This window comes from Niabella beijingensis, from assembly GCF_020034665.1.
Taxonomy (GTDB): Bacteria; Bacteroidota; Bacteroidia; order Chitinophagales; family Chitinophagaceae; genus Niabella; species Niabella beijingensis.
The window spans coordinates 183,114-206,639 of sequence record NZ_JAIQDI010000002.1; the positions used below are offsets into that span (position 1 = coordinate 183,114).

The following is a 23,526-nucleotide window of genomic DNA, read 5'->3' on the forward strand; positions in this document are numbered from 1 at the left end:
AGCAACAGGTGCCGGAATATCCTGCGGTCGGGTGAAATCAGGAAACGAAAAAGAACGTTTTCGCTGATAGGTTGTTGATGGGTAGAATCATTCATTTATATAATTGTATAGAACAAATTTAACATTTAAAGCAATGGTCTGATTTGCTTTTATACGAAAGTATTCGCTTTTTATACGAAAGCAGGAGCGATTGCAGAACGCGTAAAACGATGATATATTTTGTAGTGCTCCGGCACACTTTGCTATAAAAGATGCGGCGTTTGATATAATTAAAAAAAGGCGGTTATCCAAAGGGATAGTTTTGTGTCTGAAGTGCAATGGCTAAATCGACTTTTTAAAATGAGACATAAGATTATTTATACACTACTGTTTATAACCATTTCATTCGGAGTCTGTTCACAGGGAAAAGTTACGTTGAGTGGAACAATTACCGTAAAAACAAACACGGAAACAATAATCGGTGCAACCATTTTCATTCCAGAAGCAAAGGTTTCAACAGTTACCAATGCCTATGGCTTTTATTCCATCACCCTGCCCAAAGGGACATATACTGTCGTTATCAGCTATGTGGGCTTTGAGAATATTGAGGAGCATATCGTTCTGACGGAAAACAGCAGAAAAGATTTTTCGATGTTTGAAAGAAGCAAAACTCTGGATGAAGTAGCGATAAAATACAATAGTTCAGCAAGCAACATCCGGAAGCCGGAAATGAGTGTGAATAAACTCTCTATTTCCACCATCAAAAAGATGCCGGCAGTTATGGGCGAGGTTGATATTTTGAAAGCTATTTTGCAACTTCCGGGAGTTTCCACTGCACAGGAAGGTGCAACAGGCTTTAACGTCAGGGGTGGTTCGGTTGATGGTAATTTAATATTGTTAGATGAAGCCATTGTTTACAATACTTCACACCTGTTCGGCTTTTTCTCGGTTTTTAATGCAGATGTGATTAAAGATTTAAAATTGTATAAGGGTGGAATACCTGCAAATTTCGGTGGACGCACTTCGGCTGTTTTGGATATTTATCAAAAAGAGGGGAACAATAAAGAACATCATATAACGGGCGGAATTGGCGCGGTTTCGAGCAGGTTACTGGCGGAAGGTCCTATTGTAAGCGATAAAAGCTCGTTCATAGTTGCGGGTCGTACTTCTTATGCTCATTTGTTTCTGAAACTGGCTGATAACCCCAACGCTGTTTCTTTTTATGACCTGAACGCTAAACTGAACTATAAGATCAATGGCGATAACAGGATTTTTCTTTCAGGGTATTTCGGTAAGGATAAAATGGATTTCAGCGATTTTTTCAGCAATGATTATTCCAACTCGTTCTTTAATCTTCGTTGGAATCATATCTTTTCCGAAAAATTTTTCTCCAATGCATCGGTCATTTACAGTAAGTATGACTATGGCCTGAAGATAAAGAATGTTGGCATCGACTGGGCATCGGACATCCGTAATTATAATTTTAAGTACGATTTTAGTCAGCATTTGTCCGACAAGCTGGTCCTGAATTATGGTGTCAATTCCATCTACTACCAGTTCAATCCCGGCACAATAAAACCAATGGATGCGGCATCGCCTGTCAATGCTGATCAGATCGAAAAAAAATATGCCTGGGAAAATGCAGTATATCTCAGCGCCGAGCAACAACTCACGGATAAAATAGCATTGAATTATGGACTGCGGTACAGTAATTTTCAACGGTTGGGGGAACAGCATATAAATAACTATGCCAATAATCAGGCAGTGGTTTTTAATCCTGAGCTGCAAATTTATGAGGAAGGAACTCCTACAGGTACAACATACTATACTAAAAATAAAAAGATTATTGGTTTTGGGAATTTAGAACCTCGTTTGGCAGTTTCTTATGCCCTGAATGACGGTCAGTCCATTAAGGCAAGTTATAACCGGATGAGTCAGTATATCCACTTAATTTCCAACACAGCTTCCGTCTCTCCTCTCGATATCTGGGCACCGAGCGACCGGTATTTGAGGCCCGAAATTCTTGATCAGGTTGCATTGGGCTATTTCAGGAATTTCGGCCATGGAAAATATTCGCTGGAAACAGAAGCTTTTTACAAGAAAACTAAAAATAAAGCAGATTACATTGATGGTGCCGAGCTGATTGCCCACAGGGCCATAGAACAGGTATTGCTAAACGGGGAAGCAAGGGCTTACGGACTTGAGGTGATGTTGAAGAAAAATACCGGGAAACTGACAGGCTGGCTTTCCTATACACTTTCAAAAGCAGAGCAACGCACACCGGGAAGAAATGCAGAAGAACCTGGTATCAACAACGGCGGGTGGTACCGTGCCAGTTACGATAAAACGCATAACCTTTCGCTTACAGCTGCTTATCAGCTGACAAAAAAATGGAGTTTTGGTGGCATTTTTACCTGCCAAACCGGGAAAGCGGCCACCTATCCCATTGGTAAATACCAGTACCAGGGAATTACCATCGCAAATTATGGAGCACGAAATGTCAATTCGCTTCCGGCATATCATCATTTGGATTTATCAGCTACCTACACGCCAAAGCCTGACAGCAAAAAAAGATGGAAAGGTGAATGGGTGTTCAGCATTTACAATGTTTATAATAGGAGCAACGCCGCATCTATTATGTTCGAGCAAAACAGGGAAACAGGGTTGAATGAGGCAAAGCGGGTATCAATTTTCGGTATCGTACCGGGTGTAACTTATAATTTCAGATTTTAATGCTAATAATAAAAAAATGAAAAATATACTTAAATACCTGAATATTTCATACTGCTTTTTTCTTCTGGCTTGCACAAAAGTAGTGGAAATGGATTTGGAAACAGCAGAACCAAAACTGGTAATTGACGCATCCATTGATTGGGTAAAGGGTACGACAGGCAATGAGCAGAAAATCAAACTCTCCACCACAACCGGATATGATAGTACGATATTTCCGGCAGTTTCGGGAGCGGATATAATTATAACAAATTCAGCAAATACTGTTTTTCGTTTTATAGAAAGTCCTGGTACAGGAGAATACAGCTGCTTCGATTTCCGCCCGGTTATCGGGGAAACTTATACATTAAAAGTAGTTTTAAACGGGGAGATTTATACCGCAACCGAAACCTGTATAGGTGTGCCGGATATTGAAAATAATATTACGCAGAATAATAGCGGTGGATTTGGAGGTGACGAAGTGGAAATTACCTACTATTACCGGGATAATGGACGTGAGGAAAATCACTATCTGCATCGTATTCTATCGCCTGTATCAAGGTTTCCGGATTATAAAGCCGAAGATGATAAGAACAGTCAGGGCAGCCTGTTGCAGGGGTTTTTTTCCGATAAAGAGCTGAAAGCCGGGGACATGATAAACATCCGACTCTATGGCATTTCCAGGAGCTATTATGATTATTTCAGAAAATTGTTAGCCGCCTCCGGGGCTGGTAACGGTCCCTTTCAAACAACACCAGGTTCGGTGAGAGGCAATATTATCAATCAGACCCATTTTGCCAACTTCGCTTATGGATATTTCAGACTATCAGAAGTGGACGTAGTGAATTATACCATAAAGTAATTAATTGAAGGCGCAGCCATTGCATGTATCAGCCTCCGTCAAAACGGAGCGGTTATGGGTTTCATTAAAAAGCCGCAACTGGAAAGCTGCGGCGGAACGATTGACCCGAGTCGATGCTCAGGGTTGTGCAATTTGAATGAATAAATGTAACAGCAATACCGTTACAAGATGTTAATCAAATGCGCACATTAATTGTGGATTTTATTAAAAATGTTGTAATTAGAACGCTGCGGCCATTAAAATCCATCCTGATTGTCACGTTTGAAGAAAGATCAGGTGCTTTCTGAAATTAAAGCTACAGTTTTAAAATGTTAATGATTCATTTTAGGATGAATAATATAGTTGAAACACTGCTAAAAATGAGCATCCAAAATAAGACCATGAAACAACCCATTGCAATCTATCCGTACGCTATTGTAAATCTGTTATTCTGATTATTGTGAGCAGTCTGAGACCCGTACGATGTAAAGAAATGTTTAGAAATTATGCCCCCATTGCTCTTTAATGGCAAGGCACAGCACTCAGGGATCGTGAAAGTAACCCCGGAGTAAGCGTTCATACGGCTGTATGAATATTGTTTTATAATGTCCTGTTATGCAGAAGCGGCTTTGGCATAACAGCAGGAACTTTTGATACCGTCGCATCTTCTTTTCTGTTTAAAAAGAAGGTGCAACCGGTTTGCCGGTTATGCTGCTGCCGGTTTTAAAAAGACCTTCAGTCATGATCTGTGGAAACGATTGCACCCGTATCGCTGCAGGTTTGCATCAAATCTTATATTATATTTGAGAGAACGGTCCGTATCCGGGAATATAAATACCCGGAAAGGGCGCGGATCTGCCATGGAGCGGATGATTACCGGGTCTATTGTTTGTTAAACCAGCTATATATGTCGCAGCAGCAGGACATTTTATTGGTAACGCGATTAAAAAGCAACGACATTGCTGCGTTCGATGAATTGTACCTGAAGTATTTTAAACTGCTGTGTGCAAATGCTTTTCTGTTCCTGAAAAATGAGAATGAAGCTAAAGACCTGGTGCAGACCCTGTTCCTGGATATATGGGAAAAAAAACTGTACGAGCATTTTCATAAAGATGTAAAAGGCTACCTGTTTCTGGCAGTCAAGAACCGCTGTCTTAATTTTATAAAAAGCCAGAAAGTAAAAGGTGCAAGAGCAGCATCGTTCAACCGGTTTTATCATGAACAGTCCGGTGAGCCGGAACCCGGCAATGATCCGGCCGATCATCAGGAACAGCTGCGCATGTTGCTGTCGGATATGAAGGGTCAGAAAAAGGCCGCCCTGAATATGGTCTATTTTAAAGAGAAAAAATACAGCGAAGCAGCCCGGGAAATGGGCATTGGTGTTAATTCATTGAAAACCCACCTGAAAAGCGCGCTGAAAACATTAAGACTGGGCATGGCAAACAAAAAATAATTAACCCGTTTTTGAGGATTTGTTGTAGTTAATATAATGACCATTGATCACGATAAAATAGTTGTCCTTTACCTGGAAAGTCTGACAGGAACGATCAGCCCGGAGGATGCTGCGCTGCTGAGCAGGGAGCTGGCATCAGGGGGACCGGTAAAAAAATTATGGGAACAACTGGAGCGGGAGGGAAACACGCCGGAGATGCAGCATTTTCTCAGGAACCTGGAGCCGGAGACCGAGCTTCACCAGCTGAAAAAACGATTGCAGTTGCCTTCCGGAGGCAGTACCCGGCTGCGCCGTATGGCAGGCTGGGGTGCCGCAGCTGCGGCAATTGTTGCTGTAAGCATTGCCGCCTTTTTTCTGTTGCAGCAGAAAAAGATCACCGATTCGCAGGCCATCGCATCAGTGATTCGTGAAAAAAAAGATGCCGTCCGTCTAAAACTGGCTTCAGGCACATCCGTTGATCTGGACCAGACTGCAGACCAGTTAACGTTGGGCAATACGGTACTGAATCTTGGCGGGGACAGTCTGAATTTCAATTCTACGGATACCGCCACCAATCAGCTTACGATACCCCGGGGAGGCAGTTACACCCTGACCTTATCGGACGGCACCGTGGTAATGCTTAATGCCGACTCGAAACTCCGGTTTCCCTTCCGGTTTGGCGGTACTACCAGGGATGTATACCTCGAGGGGGAAGCTTACTTTAAGGTGTTCAAAGACAAGGCGCATCCTTTTATTGTACATACCCCGCTTACAACGGTTGAGGTGGTGGGTACGCAGTTTAATGTTAACACGTATAAACAAGGCACTGTATCCACCGCACTGGTGGAGGGAAAGGTGCTGACCGGAATACCGGGCGGAGCGGCACAACCCTTACAGCCGGGACATGTGGCGGTTTATAATACCACAAAGGGATTTGCTGTGGAAGAAGCGGATATGGATGATATTGTGGCCTGGGTGAAAGGGGTTTATTATTTTCATGATCTGCCGCTTCGGGAGCTCGTTGCGCTTATGTCGCGTTGTTATGGGGTCTCCGTTTCAATCGACCAGCAGACACTACCCGGCCGCTCGGTATCCGGTGTGATGGACCGGAACAACCTGCCCGAACTGCTGGAAGACCTGAAAACAACGATTGGAATAAAATATTATTATTCAGGCGCTACATTGCATATCTACCGGTAATGGCTTTCCGGGATTGCTTCCGGAAGGCGATGGCATCCGACAAACTTTCTCATTTTTTTCAGGGGGATTCACCCTTTTTTTCAAAAAGTTGTTGCATCCAGGGAAGCATCGCTTCCTTATTTGATTGCTATAAAACAATGGTCAATGAAAAAGAAACAATGGTTGTCCTGCCTGTTGCTGCTTGCCTTTCTGGGTGCCTGCGGCAAATCCTCCCTCCCCGGTATACCTTCTGATGCCGGTGCTCCGGATCACACGTACTATGTGGCTACAGATGGTAATGATGCGGCCGACGGGCGTATAAGCACACCCTGGAAAAGTATCAACAATGCGCTGGCAAAGGCCGCGGCGGGGGATGTTATCCTGGTAAGAGGGGGTGTTTATAATGAAAAGGTCCGCTTTACACGATCGGGGATCCCGGGAAAGGAGGTGGTATTAAAAGCCTACACCGGCGAACGGCCTGTTATTGATGGCAGCATGATCGGCATCAATGGCTGGGAGGCCCTGGTGACCCTCCGGGATGTGCAATATATTACGATTGACGGTTTTGACATCCGCAACCTGACAACATCGGTAAAAGGGGCCGATCCGCAGGGAATTGCAGTCAATGGCAATACAAAACACATAACCATCCGCAACTGCAACATATATAATATAAAAAATACGGCCACACTGGAGAACTGGCGCAGCGGTCATGCCATCCTGGTAGTGGGGAACGGAACAGAGGCCATTACCGGTATTGAGATCACCGGCTGCACGGTGCACGATACCCAAACCGGCACCAGTGAAAACATTACACTGGCGGGTAATGTGGATGGCTTTAAAATAACGCATAACAGGATCTACAAAACAGAAAATATCGGGATCATCATTGCAGACGGAGGCGGTTTAAATCCGGGTGGGGATCCCGCTACCAATTTTGCACGTAATGGGGTGGTAAGTGATAATGAACTGTATCGGGTAAGTATGGCCAACAGCACCGATGTGTGGGGCCTGAATAATTACGGCGCAATTGCCATCTATGTATGCGGTGGCGCCAACACCATTGTGGAACGGAATAAGGTATACGATTGCGACCGGGGCATCGGGCTTGTAAGTGAGAACAATGCCTATCCTACCAGGAACGTGATCGTCCGGAATAATTTTGTGTATAATAACTGGCGTACGGGTATCTACATGGGAGATTATCTTAACTATACCACAGCCGGCACTTATGATTGTTACGTGGTCAACAATACCCTCTATCAGAATAATAAGACCACCGGCGCTTTTGGCGAGATCGAGGGTGAGATCCGGCTGACCGAACGTTGTTTCAATAATGTGATCCGGAATAATATTATCTACGCCCGTCCGGAAGATGTGTTCATTCATAAATACACGGATACGGGTGCGGATAATGTTATCGATGATAATCTGTACTATACCACCGGCACACCCCGCTGGATCTGGAACAGTACCAACGGAACACCGGTAAATGACCTGGAAGCCTGGCGGATGGTCAGTGGCGGTGATGTAAGGTCCACCTCCGGGCAGGATCCGTTGCTGGTGAGTTTAACCACGCCGGACCTGCACCTGCAAGCCGGTTCACCTGCACGGAATACCGGCCTGGTGATCAGCGCTGCTATCAATGGAACCACGGATATTGATGGTAAACCCCGCATTGTAGATAACCGCATCAGCAAGGGCGCGCAACAGTAGCGTAAGCTGTTTTGAAAAAAAGAATAAATTTTTGTAATTTTTTTCACCCGCTTTCATGCGCAGGTTGTAGCTAAAACAGGGAACGCTTGTCATCCTCTTTCTTAAATCGAGATAAACTATTTTATGGGTAAAAAATGTATTAGAGATTGCTCCGGCAGGAAAGCCGTGCTGCGGCTGTTATTGTGCTGCTGTTGCTTTTTTTTCCTGATGAACAGCAGTATGGCACAGCAATATCCGTTGCAAAAGACGGTTACCATACGCCAGCAGAACGGATCGCTGTATCAGGCTTTTCAGACAATAAAAAAGCAAACGGGCCTGGTTTTCTTTTACAGCAACCAGGTGTTGAATGACAAGGAAAAAATAAGCCTGAATTTTCAGAATGCCCGCCTGGAGGAGGTGCTGGACTACCTGTTCCGCGACCGTGATGTCTCTTACCAGGTAAAAGGACAAAAGATCCTGCTGAATGAAAAAAAGAGGGCGCCGGTAAAAATGACTGAAAAACCGGTAAGGGTAATAGAAAGGGACAATGACAGTGCCCAGGTAAAGGGAACGGTGATGGATGCGGAAGGGGTGCCCATGGCAGGAGCTTCTGTAACTCCAAGAGGCGAACCGAACAGGGGCGTGATAACCAATGATATGGGAATCTTCACCATCGGTGCAAAGCCGGGCGATATACTGGATATATCGATGGTGGGCATGATGCCTCAGGAAGCAGTTGTTCCGAACAGAGGCGCACTGAAGATCACACTTGCTGCAAAAACGGATGCAATGAAAGATGTGGTGGTAGTGGGCTACGGAAAGCAATCAAAGATCACGGTCACGGGTGCGGTTTCTTCTGTAAACATGACAGACATGCGCACTCCGGTTCCCAATCTCAGCAATGCGCTGGCCGGTAAGGTTTCCGGTATCATCTCTGTTCAGTCGAGTGGCGAACCCGGCTACGATAACTCCACTTTTACCATCCGGGGTATCGGGAGCTTTACCGGTAATAATTCTCCGCTCATTATTGTGGACGGAGTACAGCGGGACGATGTGAACAGCACCTTCGGTGGTGCCTTTAATAATATCGATCCCGAAGATGTGGCCAGCATCACATTATTGAAAGATGCTTCTTCCACCGCCATGTATGGAGCCAAGGGGGCAAATGGTGTGCTGATCATCACTACAAAAAGAGGGGTTGCCGGCCGGCCCAGGATCTCGCTGAAGGCGGAAACCGGCCTTACGGGATTTACCAAAACACCGGAAATGCTGGACGGTGTCAGCTATATGGAATTGTTTAATGAGGCCCGGAGGAATATGGGACAGGAAGCATTTTACTCTCAGGAGCGGATCGATAAGACGGCCAGCGGACTGGATCCTTATATTTACCCCAATGTAAACTGGATCGATGCGGTATATAAGAAATACGCCTCCCTTACCAATGTGAACCTGAATGTATCCGGAGGCGGAGAGGCGGTACGTTATTTTTTGTCCGGCTCTTTTTATAACCAGGTAGGACCTTACAAGGTGGAAAAATTAAATGATTTTAATCCCAATCTGTCCTTTAAACGTTATGACTTTCGTACCAACCTGGATGTGAATCTTACATCCTCCACGTTATTGCAGATGAACCTGGCCGCAATGCTGGTAAACGCCCGTTATCCGGGCATTTCAGCCGGCCGGCTCTGGTACCAGAGTTATGCTACCACCCCGGTGGGTTATCCGGCACGTTACCCGGATGGCAAATGGGCAGGACCTACCAACAACGGAGGCGCCAACCCGTTGAATGAGGTACAGAACAGAGGGTATACTGCAGAATTCAGGCCTTCTGTGCAATCGGTTTTCACGTTAACACAAAAGCTGGATGCCATTACAAAAGGCCTTTCGGCTTATGGCCGTTTTTCCTTCGACAGCTATGGCGAGTTTGACAACAACCGCAATGGGATCAATGACCTGTATTATGCAACCGGCAGGGATGAGAATGGAGACCTTATCTATACCCAGTCCCGTTTCGGACAGCAGTTCCTGGGCTATTCACAAAGCTCTATGGGAGAACGGACGATGTACCTGGAGGCTAACCTGAACTATGACCGGGCCTTTGGTGCGCATCGTTTTGGTGGTATGATCTTATATAATATGCGCAACCGTCTGGTAAGTACGGCCGGGGATGTGATCGGCTCTATTCCTTACCGGAACCAGAGCCTGGCAGGGCGTGTCAATTATGGATATCTTGATAAATATCTTTTGGAAGTGAATGCCGGTTATACCGGGTCTGAGAATTTTGAACAGGGCCGGAAATTCGGTTTCTTTCCATCCGTCTCGGGGGGATGGGTGGTGTCAAAAGAAAAATTCTTTGAAGGATTGGGTAATACCTTCTCTCTTTTAAAATTGAGAGGCTCTTATGGCGTTGTAGGGAACGACAATATTTTCACCGGGTCACGTTTCCCTTATCTCACACAGATGGGAGGCGGGGGCAGCGCCGGCTTCGGTTTGAACGGCGGTGCTTTTAGCGGCATCACAGAGAATATTATCGGTATCGAAAACCTTACCTGGGAGCGTTCCTATAAAACCAATGTAGGTATCGAGATCGGCCTGTTCAACAAACTGAACATCATCGCCGATTATTTTGTCGACAACCGGAAAGATATCCTCGTGGAGCGGAAGACGGTCTCCTCCATTGCGGGTTATAGCGGGGCCCGGATCTTTGCCAACCTGGGGGAAGGCCGTAACAGCGGTATTGACGGCAATGTTGAATACAACGATCAGCTGGGTAAAGTCGGACTGCGGGTGTTCGGGAATTTTACCTATGCCGTCAATAAGATCCTGTTCCAGGATGAGCCGGCGCGGAAGTACGCCTACCAAAGCGGTACCGGTCACTCGTTTGGTGAGTTCAGCGGCTGGATCTCCGACGGGTTATTTATCGATCAGAATGATATCAGCAGCCGCCCGGTACAGCAGTTTGGGGTAGTGGCACCGGGGGATGTACGCTACCTGGATCTTAACGGGGATAAAGTAGTGGACGCCAATGACTGGACTTTTCTTGGAAAATCCTGGTTCCCGAAATGGTTGTATGGCGCAGGTTTTACGGTAAGCTATCACAATTTTGACCTGTCGGCACTTTTCCAGGGAATTGCCGATGTGGCGCTGATGGCGAACGGATCTGAAATTCGTGGCAATGGAGACGGGGTGGATGGTGTCGGTGTAATCCCTTTTTCCGGTCTGGGCCAGTATCCTAATAATACAATGAGCATTCTTAAAGACCGGTGGACAGCAGAGGATCCGAGACAGGATGCCTATTATCCCCGTCTGACCGTTGCAAGCCTGTCGGATAACAACTATCTCAACAGTTCCCGCTGGTTAAAGAACGGTGCGTACCTGCGGCTGAAGCAGGCCTCACTGGGGTATAATCTGACTGCTGAAAAATTGAAACGTTATGGCTTCAGCGCATTATATTTCTACCTGTCAGGGCAAAACCTGCTTACCTTTTCCAGGTTCAAATTATGGGATCCGGAGCTGGGCTCCAATGGCGCAAAATACCCCATTACACGTATGGGTACGTTCGGGATCAGGGCCCAGTTTTAAATCAATCACCGCAAATTCAATGTAACATGAAAAGAGTTTTTATATACGGTATGCTGGTTTATGTTGTGGTTAGCCTCGCAGGGTGTGCCAAATACCTGGATAAACAACCGGATAACCTGCTTACTTCTGATATGATCTGGCAGAAACGGTCTACCGCAGAATCCTACCTGTACCAGGTATACAGCCATGTACAGCTGCAACCGGATGATTACACTACACTGGGCGCCAGCGATGAAACGGCTTGCAGCCTGGCCGGATTAAATGTGCGTAAGATGAATGCAGGTAACTGGAGCGCACAGAGCTATTACTGGAATTACTGGCCCGATTATTACAGCGGCATCCGGCAGTCATTTGTATTTGAACAGAACATTGATAAAGTGCCGCCACAGGAATTGGGCGATGAGCTGAAGAACCAGTATAAAAGTGAAGTGCTCTTTTTAAGGGGATGGTTCTACTGGAGAATACTGCGGCAATATGGCCCCTTTGTGATCCTGCGGAACATACTGAGCTTAAACGAGGATTTTAGTAACTATACGCGTGCTCCTTTTGATTCCTGTCTGGCCGAGATCAACCGGCTGATGGATCGTGCAGCGGGCGGACTTCCCGCGAGCTGGGAGAGTTCTTCCAATTACGGGCGGCCTACCAAAGGAACCTGTCTGGCGGTAAAATCGCAGGCGGCATTGCTGGCTGCAAGTCCGCTGTGGAACGGTAATACCCTGTTTGCTTCGTTAAAGAACAATGATGGTACCCCACTGGCACCCGCCGGCTTTGATGCGGACAAATGGCGGGTTGCCGCTGCTGCTGCAAAGGCGGTGATCGATCTGAACACCTATAAGCTTTATGTAAACACCGATGACGGGGATGCGGTATTTGATCCGCTTGTTTCTTACAGGAATGTGTTTATTTCCAACTGGAACAGTGAGATCATCTTTTCCTCCAACCTGGCAGGGAATCCCTGGATCTGGGGCTGGGAAAAAAGATGTAACCCGGGTCCGGGAGGGATCAACATGCAGAATGCCACACAGAATATCGTGGATATCTTTTATATGCGCAACGGCAGAACGATCGATGATCCGGCATCGGGTTATGCAGAAGATGGGTTTGTACAAACCGATGATCCCGCAAAATGGGGACAGGCCCGGGATGGTATCAACCGGGGCTATATTGCCGGTAACAGTAACATGTATGTAAACCGTGAAGCACGGTTCTACGCAGCCATTCAGTACAACGGGAAGCCTGTGATCTCGGCGCCGACATCAGACGACCGGAATTATTTTTCCTCTGATCCGAATAAGGATGGAAGAGGCCGCGCAGAATTTTACTACAATGGAAAGTCGGGCACACTGGCTACCAATACGGGGGATATTACCGGTTATCTTGTGCAGAAAGGAGCAAACCCCGCGTCTAACATACGGAACGATCAGGCGCAGTACCGCCCCTATATCCATCTTCGCTACGCAGAAATATTACTCAATTACATTGAAGCGCTGAATGAATATGATCCCGGTAATCCGGATGTGCTCAGGTACCTGAATGCGGTCCGCTCCAGGGGCGGGCTCCCTGCTTTTGAAACGGTGTATCCCAATCTGGTGGGAAACACTGCAGAGATGCGAAAGGTGATCCTCCGGGAACGGCAGATCGAATTATGTTTTGAAGGCGACCGTTATTTTACACTGACCCGCCGGATGATGATGGGCGATACAAAGAACCGGGCCATTTATCGCATGAATGTAATGGCCAACGACAATGGCCAGGGATTTTCCTTTGCCGGGTTTTATACCCGGAACCTGCTGGAAACCCGCTTCTGGGCAGACCGCATGTACCTGTTCCCGATTGCGCAGGACGATATGGACAAGAGCAGGGGGCTGGTACAAAACCCGGGATGGTAATGCGTCTTAAAACCCATTGATCATTGCTTAATTAATTTGTATGAGAAAGAAATGGATCCTATATGTTATAGCAGGGTACCTGTTGACCGGGCTGCTGTATGCCTGCAAAAAAGATAAAAATGCCGGTCCTTCCGGTCCGGTAAGTATTGAACGTTTTACACCCGAGCAGGGAGGAGGACGAACCGAGCTGCTGATCACGGGTACCGGTTTTTCTTCGGATACGGCACAGCTATCCGTTACGATCAACGGGCGGCCTTTAAAAATTATCGGGGCCAATGAACGCCAGATCATGGCTATTGTTCCCAAAAAAATAGGATCGGGGCCGGTCGTGATAACCGTGAACGGACAAAGCGCTACCAGCACTGCTTCGTTTACGTACCAGTTCAACCGTATTGTAACCACATTCGCAGGCAGTGGCGTATATGGTTTTGCTAACGGAAAAGGAGCCGATGCTCAGTTTTATTTCTCGGATCCTGCAAACGCCTGGTACCGGAGTATGGGCGTGGTGGCAGACCGGGCGTTGAATGTATATGTGGCGGATCCCGGCAATCATTGTATCCGCAAGATCGATTCATCCGGTAATGTAACCTTGTTCGCCGGTGCGCCGGGTGTATCGGGTTATGCGGATGGAAAAGGAAATACAGCGCGCTTTTCCCTGCCTTATGGCCTGGCGCTGGATGCCGACGATAACCTGTACTGCGTGGATCCGGGAAACTGGGACATCCGCAAGATCACACCCGACGGAACGGCCACCACGCTTGGATTTGCACCGGGCGCGCCCTGGGGGATCGCCGTTAACAAGACTACCGGTATCATTTATTATACCTGTACCGATGCCGGCAGTATCCACAGCTTGCCGGTAGCTGGCGGCGGCAGCGCAACGGTGGCGGAAGGACTATCCTATCCTGCCGGGATTGCCGCCGATAAGAGCGGGAACCTGTATGTGTCGGTCAGCGGGGAACATGTGATCCGGAAACTGGCCGCCGGTACCTGGGCTTCTTCCATCATAGCAGGAACAAAGGATGTGGCAGGTTATGCGAACGGAGCCGGGGATAAAGCAAAATTCTCCTATCCGTGGGGACTGGCGATCGATGCCGACGGAAACCTTTATGTGGGAACAAATGGTACCTGGAACGGGGATCCTTCAGTGGGTGACCAGTCCGTGCGGATGATAAAGGCCGGCACCTGGGAGGTAGATCCCTTTGCCGGCGGTAATGTATCCGGCTTTATGAACGCAATCGGCACGGGTGCCAAATTCTCGGCTCCCATTGGGGTGGGCGTGGATAAATACGGAACCGTTTATGTGCTGGACAAGAACAATAATGTGGTACGGAAAATTGTTTCTGAATAAGTGAGCTGTCAGCAATCAGCTTTCAGCTGTCAGAGATGGGAAATAAGCTGATTGCAATAAAAAAAGCCGGCGATCGGTCGCCGGCTTTTTTTATTTGAAAAGAAATTACCGCATGAACAGCAACTCCCTGTATTTCGGCAGGTACCATTCTTTATCGTCCACCAGCAATTCCAGTTTGTCTACGTGGTAGCGGATCTGATCAAAGAATTTTGCTTTAACCTGGCTTTCGTATGCAATAGCTTTTGTGCGTGTGTCTTCAATTGCATTGCATATTTTACGCGCTTCGATCATTTGCTCAACGAGGTCGCTGGCTTTATTGATGTGTTCGGAAATTTTATCAAGGATCTGTTTCTGATTGGCATACGCTTCTTCCGACAATCCCGCTTCTTTCAGTCCCCGGATGTTCTGGCTCAGCAGATTCTGATAACGGATGGAAGGAGGGAGGATAATGCTGGTAGCCATTTCTCCCATGATACGTCCTTCGATCTGAACTTTCTTAATGTATTTTTCCAGTTCGATCTCATGGCGCGCCTCCAATTCGGAATGGGAGTAAATGCCATTTTCAACAAACAGCTTTGTGTTTTTTTCATTCACCATCGCATCCAGTGCAATCGGTGTTGTCTTTAAGTTGGGCAGACCGCGTTTTTCGGCTTCTTTCTCCCATGCTTCGCTGTAGCCATCGCCTTCGAAAAGGATCTTTTCGCTGGAGATGATATACTCGCGGATGATCTGCATGATGGCGATCTCTTTTTTCTCGCCTTTTTCGATCAGGCTGTCCACCTCTTTCTTGAACTGTTTCAGCGTTTGTGCCATGATGGTATTCAACGTGGTCATGGGGTTGGCACAGTTGGTAGAAGAACCTACAGCGCGCAGTTCAAATTTGTTGCCCGTAAATGCGAACGGAGAGGTACGGTTCCGGTCGGTATTGTCCTGGAACAGTTCCGGAATGGTCTTGTGAATGTCCAGTTTCAGCATGCTTTCATCCTGCTCATCCATTGCTTCGGAAACGCGCTCCTTCACTTCGTTCAGCACCTTGGTAAGGTACTCCCCGATAAAAACCGAGATGATCGCAGGAGGTGCTTCATTGGCTCCCAGACGGTGATCGTTCGGAGCAGAAGCGATGGAAGCTCTCAGGATATCGGCATAATCGTGTACCGCTTTAATGGTATTTACAAAAAATGTAAGGAACATTAAATTGGTCTTTGGCGTTTTGCCGGGAGCCAGCAGGTTCACACCGGTATCGGTGGCCATGCTCCAGTTATTGTGCTTGCCGCTTCCGTTAATACCCGCAAACGGTTTTTCGTGGAACAATACCTTCAGGCCATGGCGGGGAGCGATGCGGCTCATGGTATCCATCAGCAGCGTATTGTGATCTACCGCCAGGTTGATCTCTTCATAAATAGGCGCACATTCGAACTGGGCCGGTGCTACCTCGTTATGACGGGTGCGCAGCGGGATACCCAGCTTGTAACACTCATTCTCAAAATCGCGCATGAACGCGTATACTCTTTCCGGGATTGCTCCGAAATAATGGTCTTCCAGCTGCTGGTTCTTGGCCGAGTTATGTCCGTAAACGGTTCTGCCGGTCATTACTAGGTCGGGGCGGGCATTGAATAACCCTTCATCTACCACAAAGTACTCCTGTTCCCATCCCAGGGTAGCAGTTACTTTCTGCACATTGCGGTCGAAGTAGTTACATACATCCACGGCTGCCTTGTTCAGGGCATCAATGGATTTCAGCAATGGTGCTTTATAATCCAGCGATTCACCGGTATAAGAAATAAAGATGGTAGGAATGCACAATGTTCTGCCATATCCGATCTCAACGATAAAGGGAGGAGATGAAGGATCCCAAGCTGTATAGCCTCTTGCTTCAAATGTAGCCCGCAGGCCGCCGTTGGGGAAAGAAGAAGCATCCGGCTCCTGCTGGATCAGCGCGGCGCTGTCAAATTCTTCTATGGGCGTACCATCTCCTTTTAATGTAAAAAAGGAATCATGTTTCTCCGCAGTAGTTCCTGTCAGTGGCTGAAACCAGTGTGTATAGTGGGTTACACCCTTTGTTTCCGCCCAGGCACGCATGCCCGTCGCAATCTGGTTGGCTACATTGCGGTCGATTTTCTGACCGGCATTAATGGAAGCCTTCAGGCTTTTAAAAGCTTCATCACTTAAAAACTTTCTCGCGGTTTTCAAATCAAACACATGAGAACCAAAAACCTCCGTGATCTTCGGAGTGATCTTGCCTACATCCGTATTGTAGGTATGCAGCTCAGAAATTGCGTTAAATCTTAATGACATTTAAAAATAATTTTTTGCAAAAATAATATGAAAATAGTATTTATGATATAAATAATTTCTATTTTTTAAATAAATTGTATTCTTTTTTTTGATTATTCACTAAAAACCAGATGAATTGAATAAAAAATAATACATTAATTTATTTTTATATTTAATTTTCGCGCCAGTTTTTTCCAGTCTGTTCCCAGCAGCACAGGGGGGAGGATCAGCGGGAAAAGAATGGACCGGTAGCGTACTACGGCACTTAAGTTATTCACAGTATAACCGATCATCAATAAAATGCTGAATGCGAATACCAGGAGAAACAGGCTGAAAGGGCGGAATGTCTTTTTCCGGGGGAAGAACAGGAAAAGCAATATGCAGCAACCGGTAAGCAGGAGTTCAATAAATGCGGGGTAGATGACGGGCTTTTTCAGGTCCGAGACAAACGGACGGAAGGCAGACCGGGAGATGGCACCGGGCAGTTGTTGCATAAAACCGGCAAAATCGGGCCGCAGGCGGCTTACGGTCAGGGAAGAGCCGCCTCCGGTATGGTTGAATGCTTCCTGTTTGCTGAGCACGATGGCCGGAAAGTCGAGCGCCGGCCAAAGATATTTTGCGGTAAAGAAAAATACACCACCAAGCAGGTAAACGGCTGCAAAGATCCACAACCGCTGCCGGGGGAAACGGGTGGCAAGTATCCAGCAGATCAATGCCGGAAGCAATACCAGCAGGATATGGTTCCGGAGGGCAAAGAGCAGGAGCAATGCAGCAGGTAGCAACAGGTAGCTGGCAACCGGCCTCCTTTTTCCCGTGCGGAAATAAAGAATATATATAATAGTGCCTAATGCCAGAAAGGTAAGTCCGTCTTTATGCAGTCCGCTGGTCCAGTATAAAAAGGAGGGCACCAGGAAACAGCCGATGAGCAGCAATAGCCGGCTGCCCTGCAGGTGGTGCCGCATCACCCGGTAAACCGCCACCACACCAAAAAAGGTCAGAAATGAATAAAAGATGATGTTGATAAAATAACTGCCAAAGCTGAAACAGTTGAACAGGGATTCGATCCGGATATAGGTATTGTTCTTCAGATTGTTCCAGTACGAGTCACTGGAAGCGAAAAGGCTTCCGAAACTATTGGTGTACGGGTTGTAAAAAAAACTGGTGATGGCGCGAACCGGGCTTGTCAGCAGGATCTTTGTTTCTTTCAGACTTTCCGCATGCAGCGCCCAGGTATCCGTCTGGCCCGGCTGGGCTCCGTCAAACCAGTTGATCCAGCCATAGGCAACACCCATGGCCACTTTTAAAAGAAAAAGTACCATAAGCTGGAACCGGGAAAGCCCGCTGTTCCGGAAAAAACGGGTTGCAGTTACACACCAGCAGAACAGCAGGAGATAAACCGCAAAAAGCACCACTTCCAAATGAAAATCATTTAATGCTACAATGATAAACCATTAATTGCAGAAAAACAGATCTGAGGCGGGCCCGGGGCAGCGAATACCGGCTGTTTGTTTTGAAAAATGTTTGACGGCCGTTCAATGTTTCTGGATAAGAATGGCAGTAGTTTTGTAAATTCGCTGCGATTTTTTAATGCTACAATTAAATCAGCAATAAGATATAATGGAAATTACTGTAAAAACCGCAGAACAACTGCGTTTGACAAAAGAAGAATTTGAACTGATCCGGAAAAAACTGGGACGTACGCCCAATTTTAATGAGCTATGTGCCTTTTCCGCCATGTGGAGTGAACACTGCAGTTATAAGAATTCCATTAAATGGCTGAAGACCCTTCCGCGCGATGGCGGCCGCATGCTGGTAGCGGCAGGTGAGGAAAATGCAGGACTGATGGACATCGGCGACGGATTAGGGGTTGTATTTAAGATCGAATCACATAATCACCCCTCGGCACTGGAGCCCTTTCAGGGTGCGGCTACCGGGGTGGGTGGTATCCACCGGGATATTTTTACCATGGGTGCCCGTCCGATCGCGGCGCTCAACTCCCTGCGTTTCGGAAAGCTGAATGAGGCTAAGACCCAACACCTGCTGGCAGGAGTGGTGCACGGCATCGGGCATTACGGCAACTGTTTCGGCGTACCCACTGTTGGGGGTGAAATTTATTTTGACCAGTGCTATCATACCAACCCGCTGGTGAACGCCATGAGCGTGGGCATTGTAAAAGCAGGAGGAACCGTTTCTGCCACAGCAGAAGGAAAAGGAAACCCGGTTGTTTTTGTGGGCAGTGCCACCGGGAAGGATGGCATCGGCGGCGCTTCCTTTGCTTCTGCGGATATTACCTCGGAGAGCGTACAGGAATTACCTGCGGTACAGGTGGGCGACCCCTTCCAGGAAAAGAAATTGCTGGAGGCCTGCCTGGAAGTGATCCAGACCGGTGCTGTGGTAGGCATGCAGGATATGGGTGCTGCAGGTATCATCTGCTCTACCGCAGAAATGAGCGCAAAGGGCGGTGTGGGAATGCGCATCGACCTGGATAAAGTGCCTACCCGCCAGAAAGATATGAAGGCCTGGGAACTGTTGCTGAGTGAAAGCCAGGAGCGCATGCTGCTGGTGGCGGAGAAAGGAAGGGAGGATGAAGTGATCGCGGTATTTGAAAAATGGGACCTGCCCGCAGCGGTGATCGGTGAGGTTACCGATAACGGACTGCTGGATTTTTATATGAACGGGCAACTGGAAGCCTCCGTACCCGCTGAAGAGCTGGTACTGGGGGGCGGTGCACCGCAATACGACCGGGAATACCGGGAACCGGCTTACCTGGAGCAGATCCGGGCATTTGATGGTACCTCCATTACTGAACCGGCAGACCTGAAAGCCGTTGCCGAACAGCTGGTGACCCTGCCTTCGATAGCGTCTAAGCGCTGGATCTATAACCAGTACGACAGCATGGTGGGTACTGTGAACACCTCTACCAATGCGCCTTCCGATGCAGCGGTGGTTACCATAAAAGGCACCAAAAAAGGACTGGGCATTACTACCGATTGTAACAGCCGTTATGTACACGCTGATCCTTATAAAGGTACCATGATCGCGGTGAGCGAAGCTGCCCGCAACCTGGTGTGCAGCGGTGCTCAGCCACTGGGTGTGACCAACTGTCTGAATTTCGGAAATCCCTATGATCCCGAAGTGTACTACCAGTTTGTAAATGCGATAAAAGGAATGGGAGATGCCTGCCGGAAATTTGATACACCCGTTACCGGTGGCAATGTTAGCTTTTACAACCAGAACCCGGACGGCCCGGTAAATCCCACACCTACTATTGGTATGGTGGGGCTGCTGGAAGATATTGGAAATAAAATGACGCTCGATTTCAAGCAGGAAGGGGATGTGATCTACGTATTGGGAAAACAGCCTGAAGATCTTGGAAGCTCCGAATACCTGTACCATGTTCATGGTGTAACGCATTCGCCGGCCCCTTATTTTGAGCTGGAAGAAGAGTTTGCCCTTCAGCAGGCGCTCGCCGGACTGATCAGTGATCAGGTGATCGCTTCTGCGCATGATATAAGCGAGGGCGGTCTGCTGATCACGTTGCTGGAAAGCGGTTTTGGCCGCGGACTTGGATTCAGCATTAAAACCAGCGGTTCCATCCGGAAAGATGCTGCTTTGTTTGGCGAAGCCCAGAGCCGTGTGGTGGTAAGTGTTGCAGCGGATAAGGCTGCTGTATTTGAGCAGCAGGCCGGTGTTGTTTTTGAAAAGATCGGAACCGTAAACGCCGGAGCGCTTCAGGTAAACGGCGAAGACTGGGGAACGATCAGTGCATGGAAAGATAAATATGACACGGCGATAGAAAGCTATCTTGCAAAAGAAGCAGCAACGGAAGCAATGGGAGGATTGTAGGGGAAATACCCAAATCTCAAATCTCAATTCTCAAATCTCTGGTCTCAAATCAAAGAACTAAAATGAACATAGCGATCATCGGTGGCGGAAATCTTGGAACCGCAATTGCGGAAGGACTGATTAAAAGTAAATTCTGTAAGGCGGAAGCGATCACGGTCACCAAGCGGAATCCAGCAACACTGAAAGAACTGGAGAAAAAAGGCGTAAAAATCAGTAACGATAATTCCGCAGCTGTGAAGCAGAGCGATCTGGTGATCCTGGCGGTAAAACCCTTCCAGGTGGCTGCGGTTATTGAAGGATTTAAAAAACAACTGACTGCAAAACACACGGTAGTATCCGTGATCACAGGTGTTTCCCTGACAGATCTCCAGGAGATGGTAAAAAAGGACCTGCCTGTTTTCCGTGCCATGCCCAATACAGCCATTGCCATCCAGGAAAGCATCACCTGTATCAGCTATGCCAACGCGACGGAAAAGCAGGCCGCTTATGTAGTAGATATGTTCAATACCCTGGGCAAGGTAGCGCTGATCGATGAAAAGCTGATGGATGCCGCTACGGTGCTGGGAGCCTGCGGAACCGCTTTTGCATTGCGCTATATCCGTGCCAATATCCAGGCCGGTATCGAGATCGGCTTTGATGCAAAAACGGCGAACCTGATCGCCGCACAAACGGCAAAAGGCGCTGCGGAGCTGCTGCTCAAAAATGGCAGTCACCCCGAGCAGGAAATTGATAAAGTGACCACACCAAAAGGCTGTACCATCGTAGGGCTCAACGAAATGGAACATCGCGGGTTCAGCTCTTCGCTCATCCGCGGGGTAATTGCCAGCTATAAGAAGATCGCAAAGGATTAATTATGGCCTCTTGACCCGGCGCCCTGTACCTACAGGGGCCTTGCACCAAAACAAAAATTTTAATTCCGGCAAGTTTTTTTATCTTTGCATGACCTTTCAAATTTTCCACAGGATTTTATGGGTCATAGCGGGCTGATTTTATTTTTTCGGAGATAATGCAGACTGGATATTGTCGAAACAGGTTGAGTTTTTTCGTGAAATGATTCTTGTTAAGGAATAATTTATTGATTTTAATATACCATTATGGCTAAGTATGTATTTGTAACCGGAGGGGTGTCCTCCTCATTAGGAAAAGGAATTATTGCCGCGTCGCTGGCAAAACTGTTGCAGGCGAGGGGACTGAGGGTTACGATACAGAAATTTGATCCGTACATCAATATCGATCCGGGTACCCTGAATCCTTACGAGCACGGGGAATGCTATGTGACGGAAGACGGCGCGGAAACCGATCTGGACCTGGGCCATTACGAGCGTTTTCTGAACATCTTTACTTCACAGGCGAACAATGTGACCACCGGCCGTATTTATCAGACCGTGATCAATAAAGAGCGGGAAGGGGCCTACCTGGGCAAAACGGTACAGGTAGTGCCGCATATCACCAATGAGATCAAACGCCGCATGATGGAGCTGGGCACCACCGGCGAATATGATATTGTGATCACGGAGATCGGCGGAACCATCGGTGATATTGAAAGCCTGCCTTTTGTGGAGGCCATACGGCAGCTGCAATGGGAGCTGCCCGATGAAGATACCGTGGTAATTCACCTTACACTGGTTCCCTACCTCAAAGCAGCAAAAGAATTAAAAACCAAGCCCACACAGCACAGTGTGCGCATGCTGAGCCAGGAAGGAGTGCGGCCGGATATCATCGTATGCCGGACCGAAAAACCCCTTACCCCTGAATTGCGCCGGAAGATAGCGCTGTTCTGTAATGTGCGGCAGGATGCGGTGATCGAATCTGCAGATCAGTCGACCATTTATGAAGTGCCGATGGCCATGCTTCGTGAACGGCTGGACCTTACGGCACTTAAGATCATGGGCATCACCGATTTTAAAGAACCGGAACTGGGGCGCTGGCGTGCGTTCCTCGATAAAGTAAAATATCCCAAGTCAGTAGTGCGTATCGGGCTGATCGGGAAATACCTGGAACTTCAGGATGCCTATAAATCCATCCTGGAAGCCTTTGTGCATGCCGGTGCGGTGAACGAATGCCAGGTGCAGATCGTGAATGTGCACAGCGAATACATCACTCCGGAAAATGTAGCAGAAAAACTGAGCGGGCTGGAAGGGCTGCTGGTGGCGCCGGGTTTTGGCCTCCGTGGTGTGGAAGGAAAAATAACAGCCGTGCAGTATGCACGTGAGAACGGGCTGCCGTTCTTTGGGATCTGCCTGGGAATGCAGATGGCCGCCATAGAATTTGCCCGGAATGTGCTGGGACTGAAGGGGGCTAACTCAACAGAGATGGATGAAAATGCGCAGGATCCGGTGATCGATCTGATGGAAAGTCAGAAAAACATCACGGAAAAGGGCGGTACGATGCGCCTGGGGTCCTATGCCTGTGAGCTTAAGGAAGGCAGTCTGGCTGCAGCCATTTATGGCACACAGCATATTACTGAGCGCCACCGCCACCGCTGGGAGTTCAACAACAACTACCTGGAAGCCTTTGAAAATGCCGGTATGGTAGCCAGCGGAAAGAACCCCGAAAGTGGTCTTGTGGAAGTAATTGAATTGCCCTCACATCCCTTCTTTGTCGGTGTCCAGTTCCACCCCGAATTAAAGAGCACTGTGGAAAACCCGCATCCGGTTTTTGTTAAGTTTGTGGAGGCTGCAGTAGAGCATGCAGCGGCCAACAGCATCCCGGCCAAGAAAAGCGATACGGTAAATGTTGATTTATAATT

At 47.7% G+C, this 23,526-nt stretch carries 13 protein-coding genes; 11 read left to right on the top strand and 2 right to left on the bottom strand.

Annotation, left to right across the window (positions count from 1 at the left end; genetic code table 11):
* The first annotated feature begins 339 nt into the window (after positions 1-339).
* From K7B07_RS16920 to K7B07_RS16955, 8 genes are all read left to right on the top strand, one after another.
* Entirely contained in the window at positions 340-2,712 is a 2,373-nt protein-coding gene (locus tag K7B07_RS16920) for a TonB-dependent receptor (RefSeq protein WP_223711704.1), read from the top strand.
* An 88-nt stretch (positions 2,713-2,800) separates the two neighbouring features.
* Positions 2,801-3,550: a DUF4249 family protein gene (locus tag K7B07_RS16925; protein WP_223711705.1), complete on the top strand. Its 750-nt coding sequence runs from the start codon at positions 2,801-2,803 to the stop codon at positions 3,548-3,550.
* Positions 3,551-4,277: 727 nt separating this feature from the next.
* Positions 4,278-4,982, top strand: coding sequence for a sigma-70 family RNA polymerase sigma factor (locus tag K7B07_RS16930; RefSeq protein ID WP_223711706.1), 705 nt, complete (start codon positions 4,278-4,280; stop codon positions 4,980-4,982).
* A gap of 36 nt (positions 4,983-5,018) precedes the next feature.
* A complete protein-coding gene (locus K7B07_RS16935; protein ID WP_223711707.1) occupies positions 5,019-6,161 on the top strand; it encodes a FecR family protein in 1,143 nt (380 codons plus the stop codon).
* A gap of 144 nt (positions 6,162-6,305) precedes the next feature.
* The gene (locus tag K7B07_RS16940) at positions 6,306-7,856 is read left to right on the top strand and encodes a DUF1565 domain-containing protein (protein ID WP_223711708.1); all 1,551 of its coding nucleotides are present in this window, start codon (positions 6,306-6,308) and stop codon (positions 7,854-7,856) included.
* A gap of 123 nt (positions 7,857-7,979) precedes the next feature.
* Positions 7,980-11,417 carry a TonB-dependent receptor gene (locus K7B07_RS16945; protein WP_223711709.1) on the top strand — a complete coding sequence of 1,146 codons (3,438 nt, stop codon included), beginning with the start codon at positions 7,980-7,982 and terminating at the stop codon, positions 11,415-11,417.
* A gap of 26 nt (positions 11,418-11,443) precedes the next feature.
* A complete protein-coding gene (locus K7B07_RS16950) occupies positions 11,444-13,306 on the top strand; it encodes a RagB/SusD family nutrient uptake outer membrane protein (protein ID WP_223711710.1) in 1,863 nt (620 codons plus the stop codon).
* A gap of 40 nt (positions 13,307-13,346) precedes the next feature.
* On the top strand, positions 13,347-14,657 hold the full coding sequence (locus tag K7B07_RS16955) for an IPT/TIG domain-containing protein (RefSeq protein WP_223711711.1): 1,311 nt from the start codon (positions 13,347-13,349) through the stop codon (positions 14,655-14,657).
* 105 nt (positions 14,658-14,762) lie between these two features.
* Here K7B07_RS16955 and K7B07_RS16960 read toward each other — a convergent pair whose 3' ends face one another.
* Positions 14,763-16,952 (bottom strand): glutamine synthetase III family protein, encoded by a 2,190-nt coding sequence (locus K7B07_RS16960; protein ID WP_223711712.1) that lies wholly within the window; start codon positions 16,950-16,952, stop codon positions 14,763-14,765.
* A 134-nt stretch (positions 16,953-17,086) separates the two neighbouring features.
* Positions 17,087-18,349, bottom strand: coding sequence for a hypothetical protein (locus K7B07_RS16965; RefSeq protein ID WP_223711713.1), 1,263 nt, complete (start codon positions 18,347-18,349; stop codon positions 17,087-17,089).
* A 199-nt stretch (positions 18,350-18,548) separates the two neighbouring features.
* On the opposite strand from K7B07_RS16965, the gene purL reads away from it, so the two are divergent.
* The 3 genes from purL to K7B07_RS16980 all read left to right on the top strand — a co-directional run bounded on the left by purL (position 18,549) and on the right by K7B07_RS16980 (position 23,524).
* A complete protein-coding gene (purL, locus tag K7B07_RS16970) occupies positions 18,549-20,777 on the top strand; it encodes a phosphoribosylformylglycinamidine synthase subunit PurL (protein ID WP_223711714.1) in 2,229 nt (742 codons plus the stop codon).
* A 62-nt stretch (positions 20,778-20,839) separates the two neighbouring features.
* On the top strand, positions 20,840-21,628 hold the full coding sequence (proC, locus tag K7B07_RS16975; RefSeq protein ID WP_223711715.1) for a pyrroline-5-carboxylate reductase: 789 nt from the start codon (positions 20,840-20,842) through the stop codon (positions 21,626-21,628).
* A gap of 243 nt (positions 21,629-21,871) precedes the next feature.
* Entirely contained in the window at positions 21,872-23,524 is a 1,653-nt protein-coding gene (locus K7B07_RS16980; protein WP_262903581.1) for a CTP synthase, read from the top strand.
* Positions 23,525-23,526: the final 2 nt, after the last annotated feature.

Coding starts and splice junctions, on each gene's coding strand:
- K7B07_RS16940 (WP_223711708.1), top strand. CDS start 6,306: ATGAAAAAGAAACAATGGTTGTCCTGCCTGTTGCTGCTTGCCTTTCTG.
- K7B07_RS16925 (WP_223711705.1), top strand. CDS start 2,801: ATGGATTTGGAAACAGCAGAACCAAAACTGGTAATTGACGCATCCATT.
- purL (WP_223711714.1), top strand. CDS start 18,549: ATGGAAATTACTGTAAAAACCGCAGAACAACTGCGTTTGACAAAAGAA.
- K7B07_RS16955 (WP_223711711.1), top strand. CDS start 13,347: ATGAGAAAGAAATGGATCCTATATGTTATAGCAGGGTACCTGTTGACC.
- K7B07_RS16980 (WP_262903581.1), top strand. CDS start 21,872: ATGGCTAAGTATGTATTTGTAACCGGAGGGGTGTCCTCCTCATTAGGA.
- K7B07_RS16920 (WP_223711704.1), top strand. CDS start 340: ATGAGACATAAGATTATTTATACACTACTGTTTATAACCATTTCATTC.
- K7B07_RS16935 (WP_223711707.1), top strand. CDS start 5,019: ATGACCATTGATCACGATAAAATAGTTGTCCTTTACCTGGAAAGTCTG.
- K7B07_RS16945 (WP_223711709.1), top strand. CDS start 7,980: ATGGGTAAAAAATGTATTAGAGATTGCTCCGGCAGGAAAGCCGTGCTG.
- K7B07_RS16960 (WP_223711712.1), bottom strand. CDS start 16,952: ATGTCATTAAGATTTAACGCAATTTCTGAGCTGCATACCTACAATACG.
- K7B07_RS16950 (WP_223711710.1), top strand. CDS start 11,444: ATGAAAAGAGTTTTTATATACGGTATGCTGGTTTATGTTGTGGTTAGC.
- proC (WP_223711715.1), top strand. CDS start 20,840: ATGAACATAGCGATCATCGGTGGCGGAAATCTTGGAACCGCAATTGCG.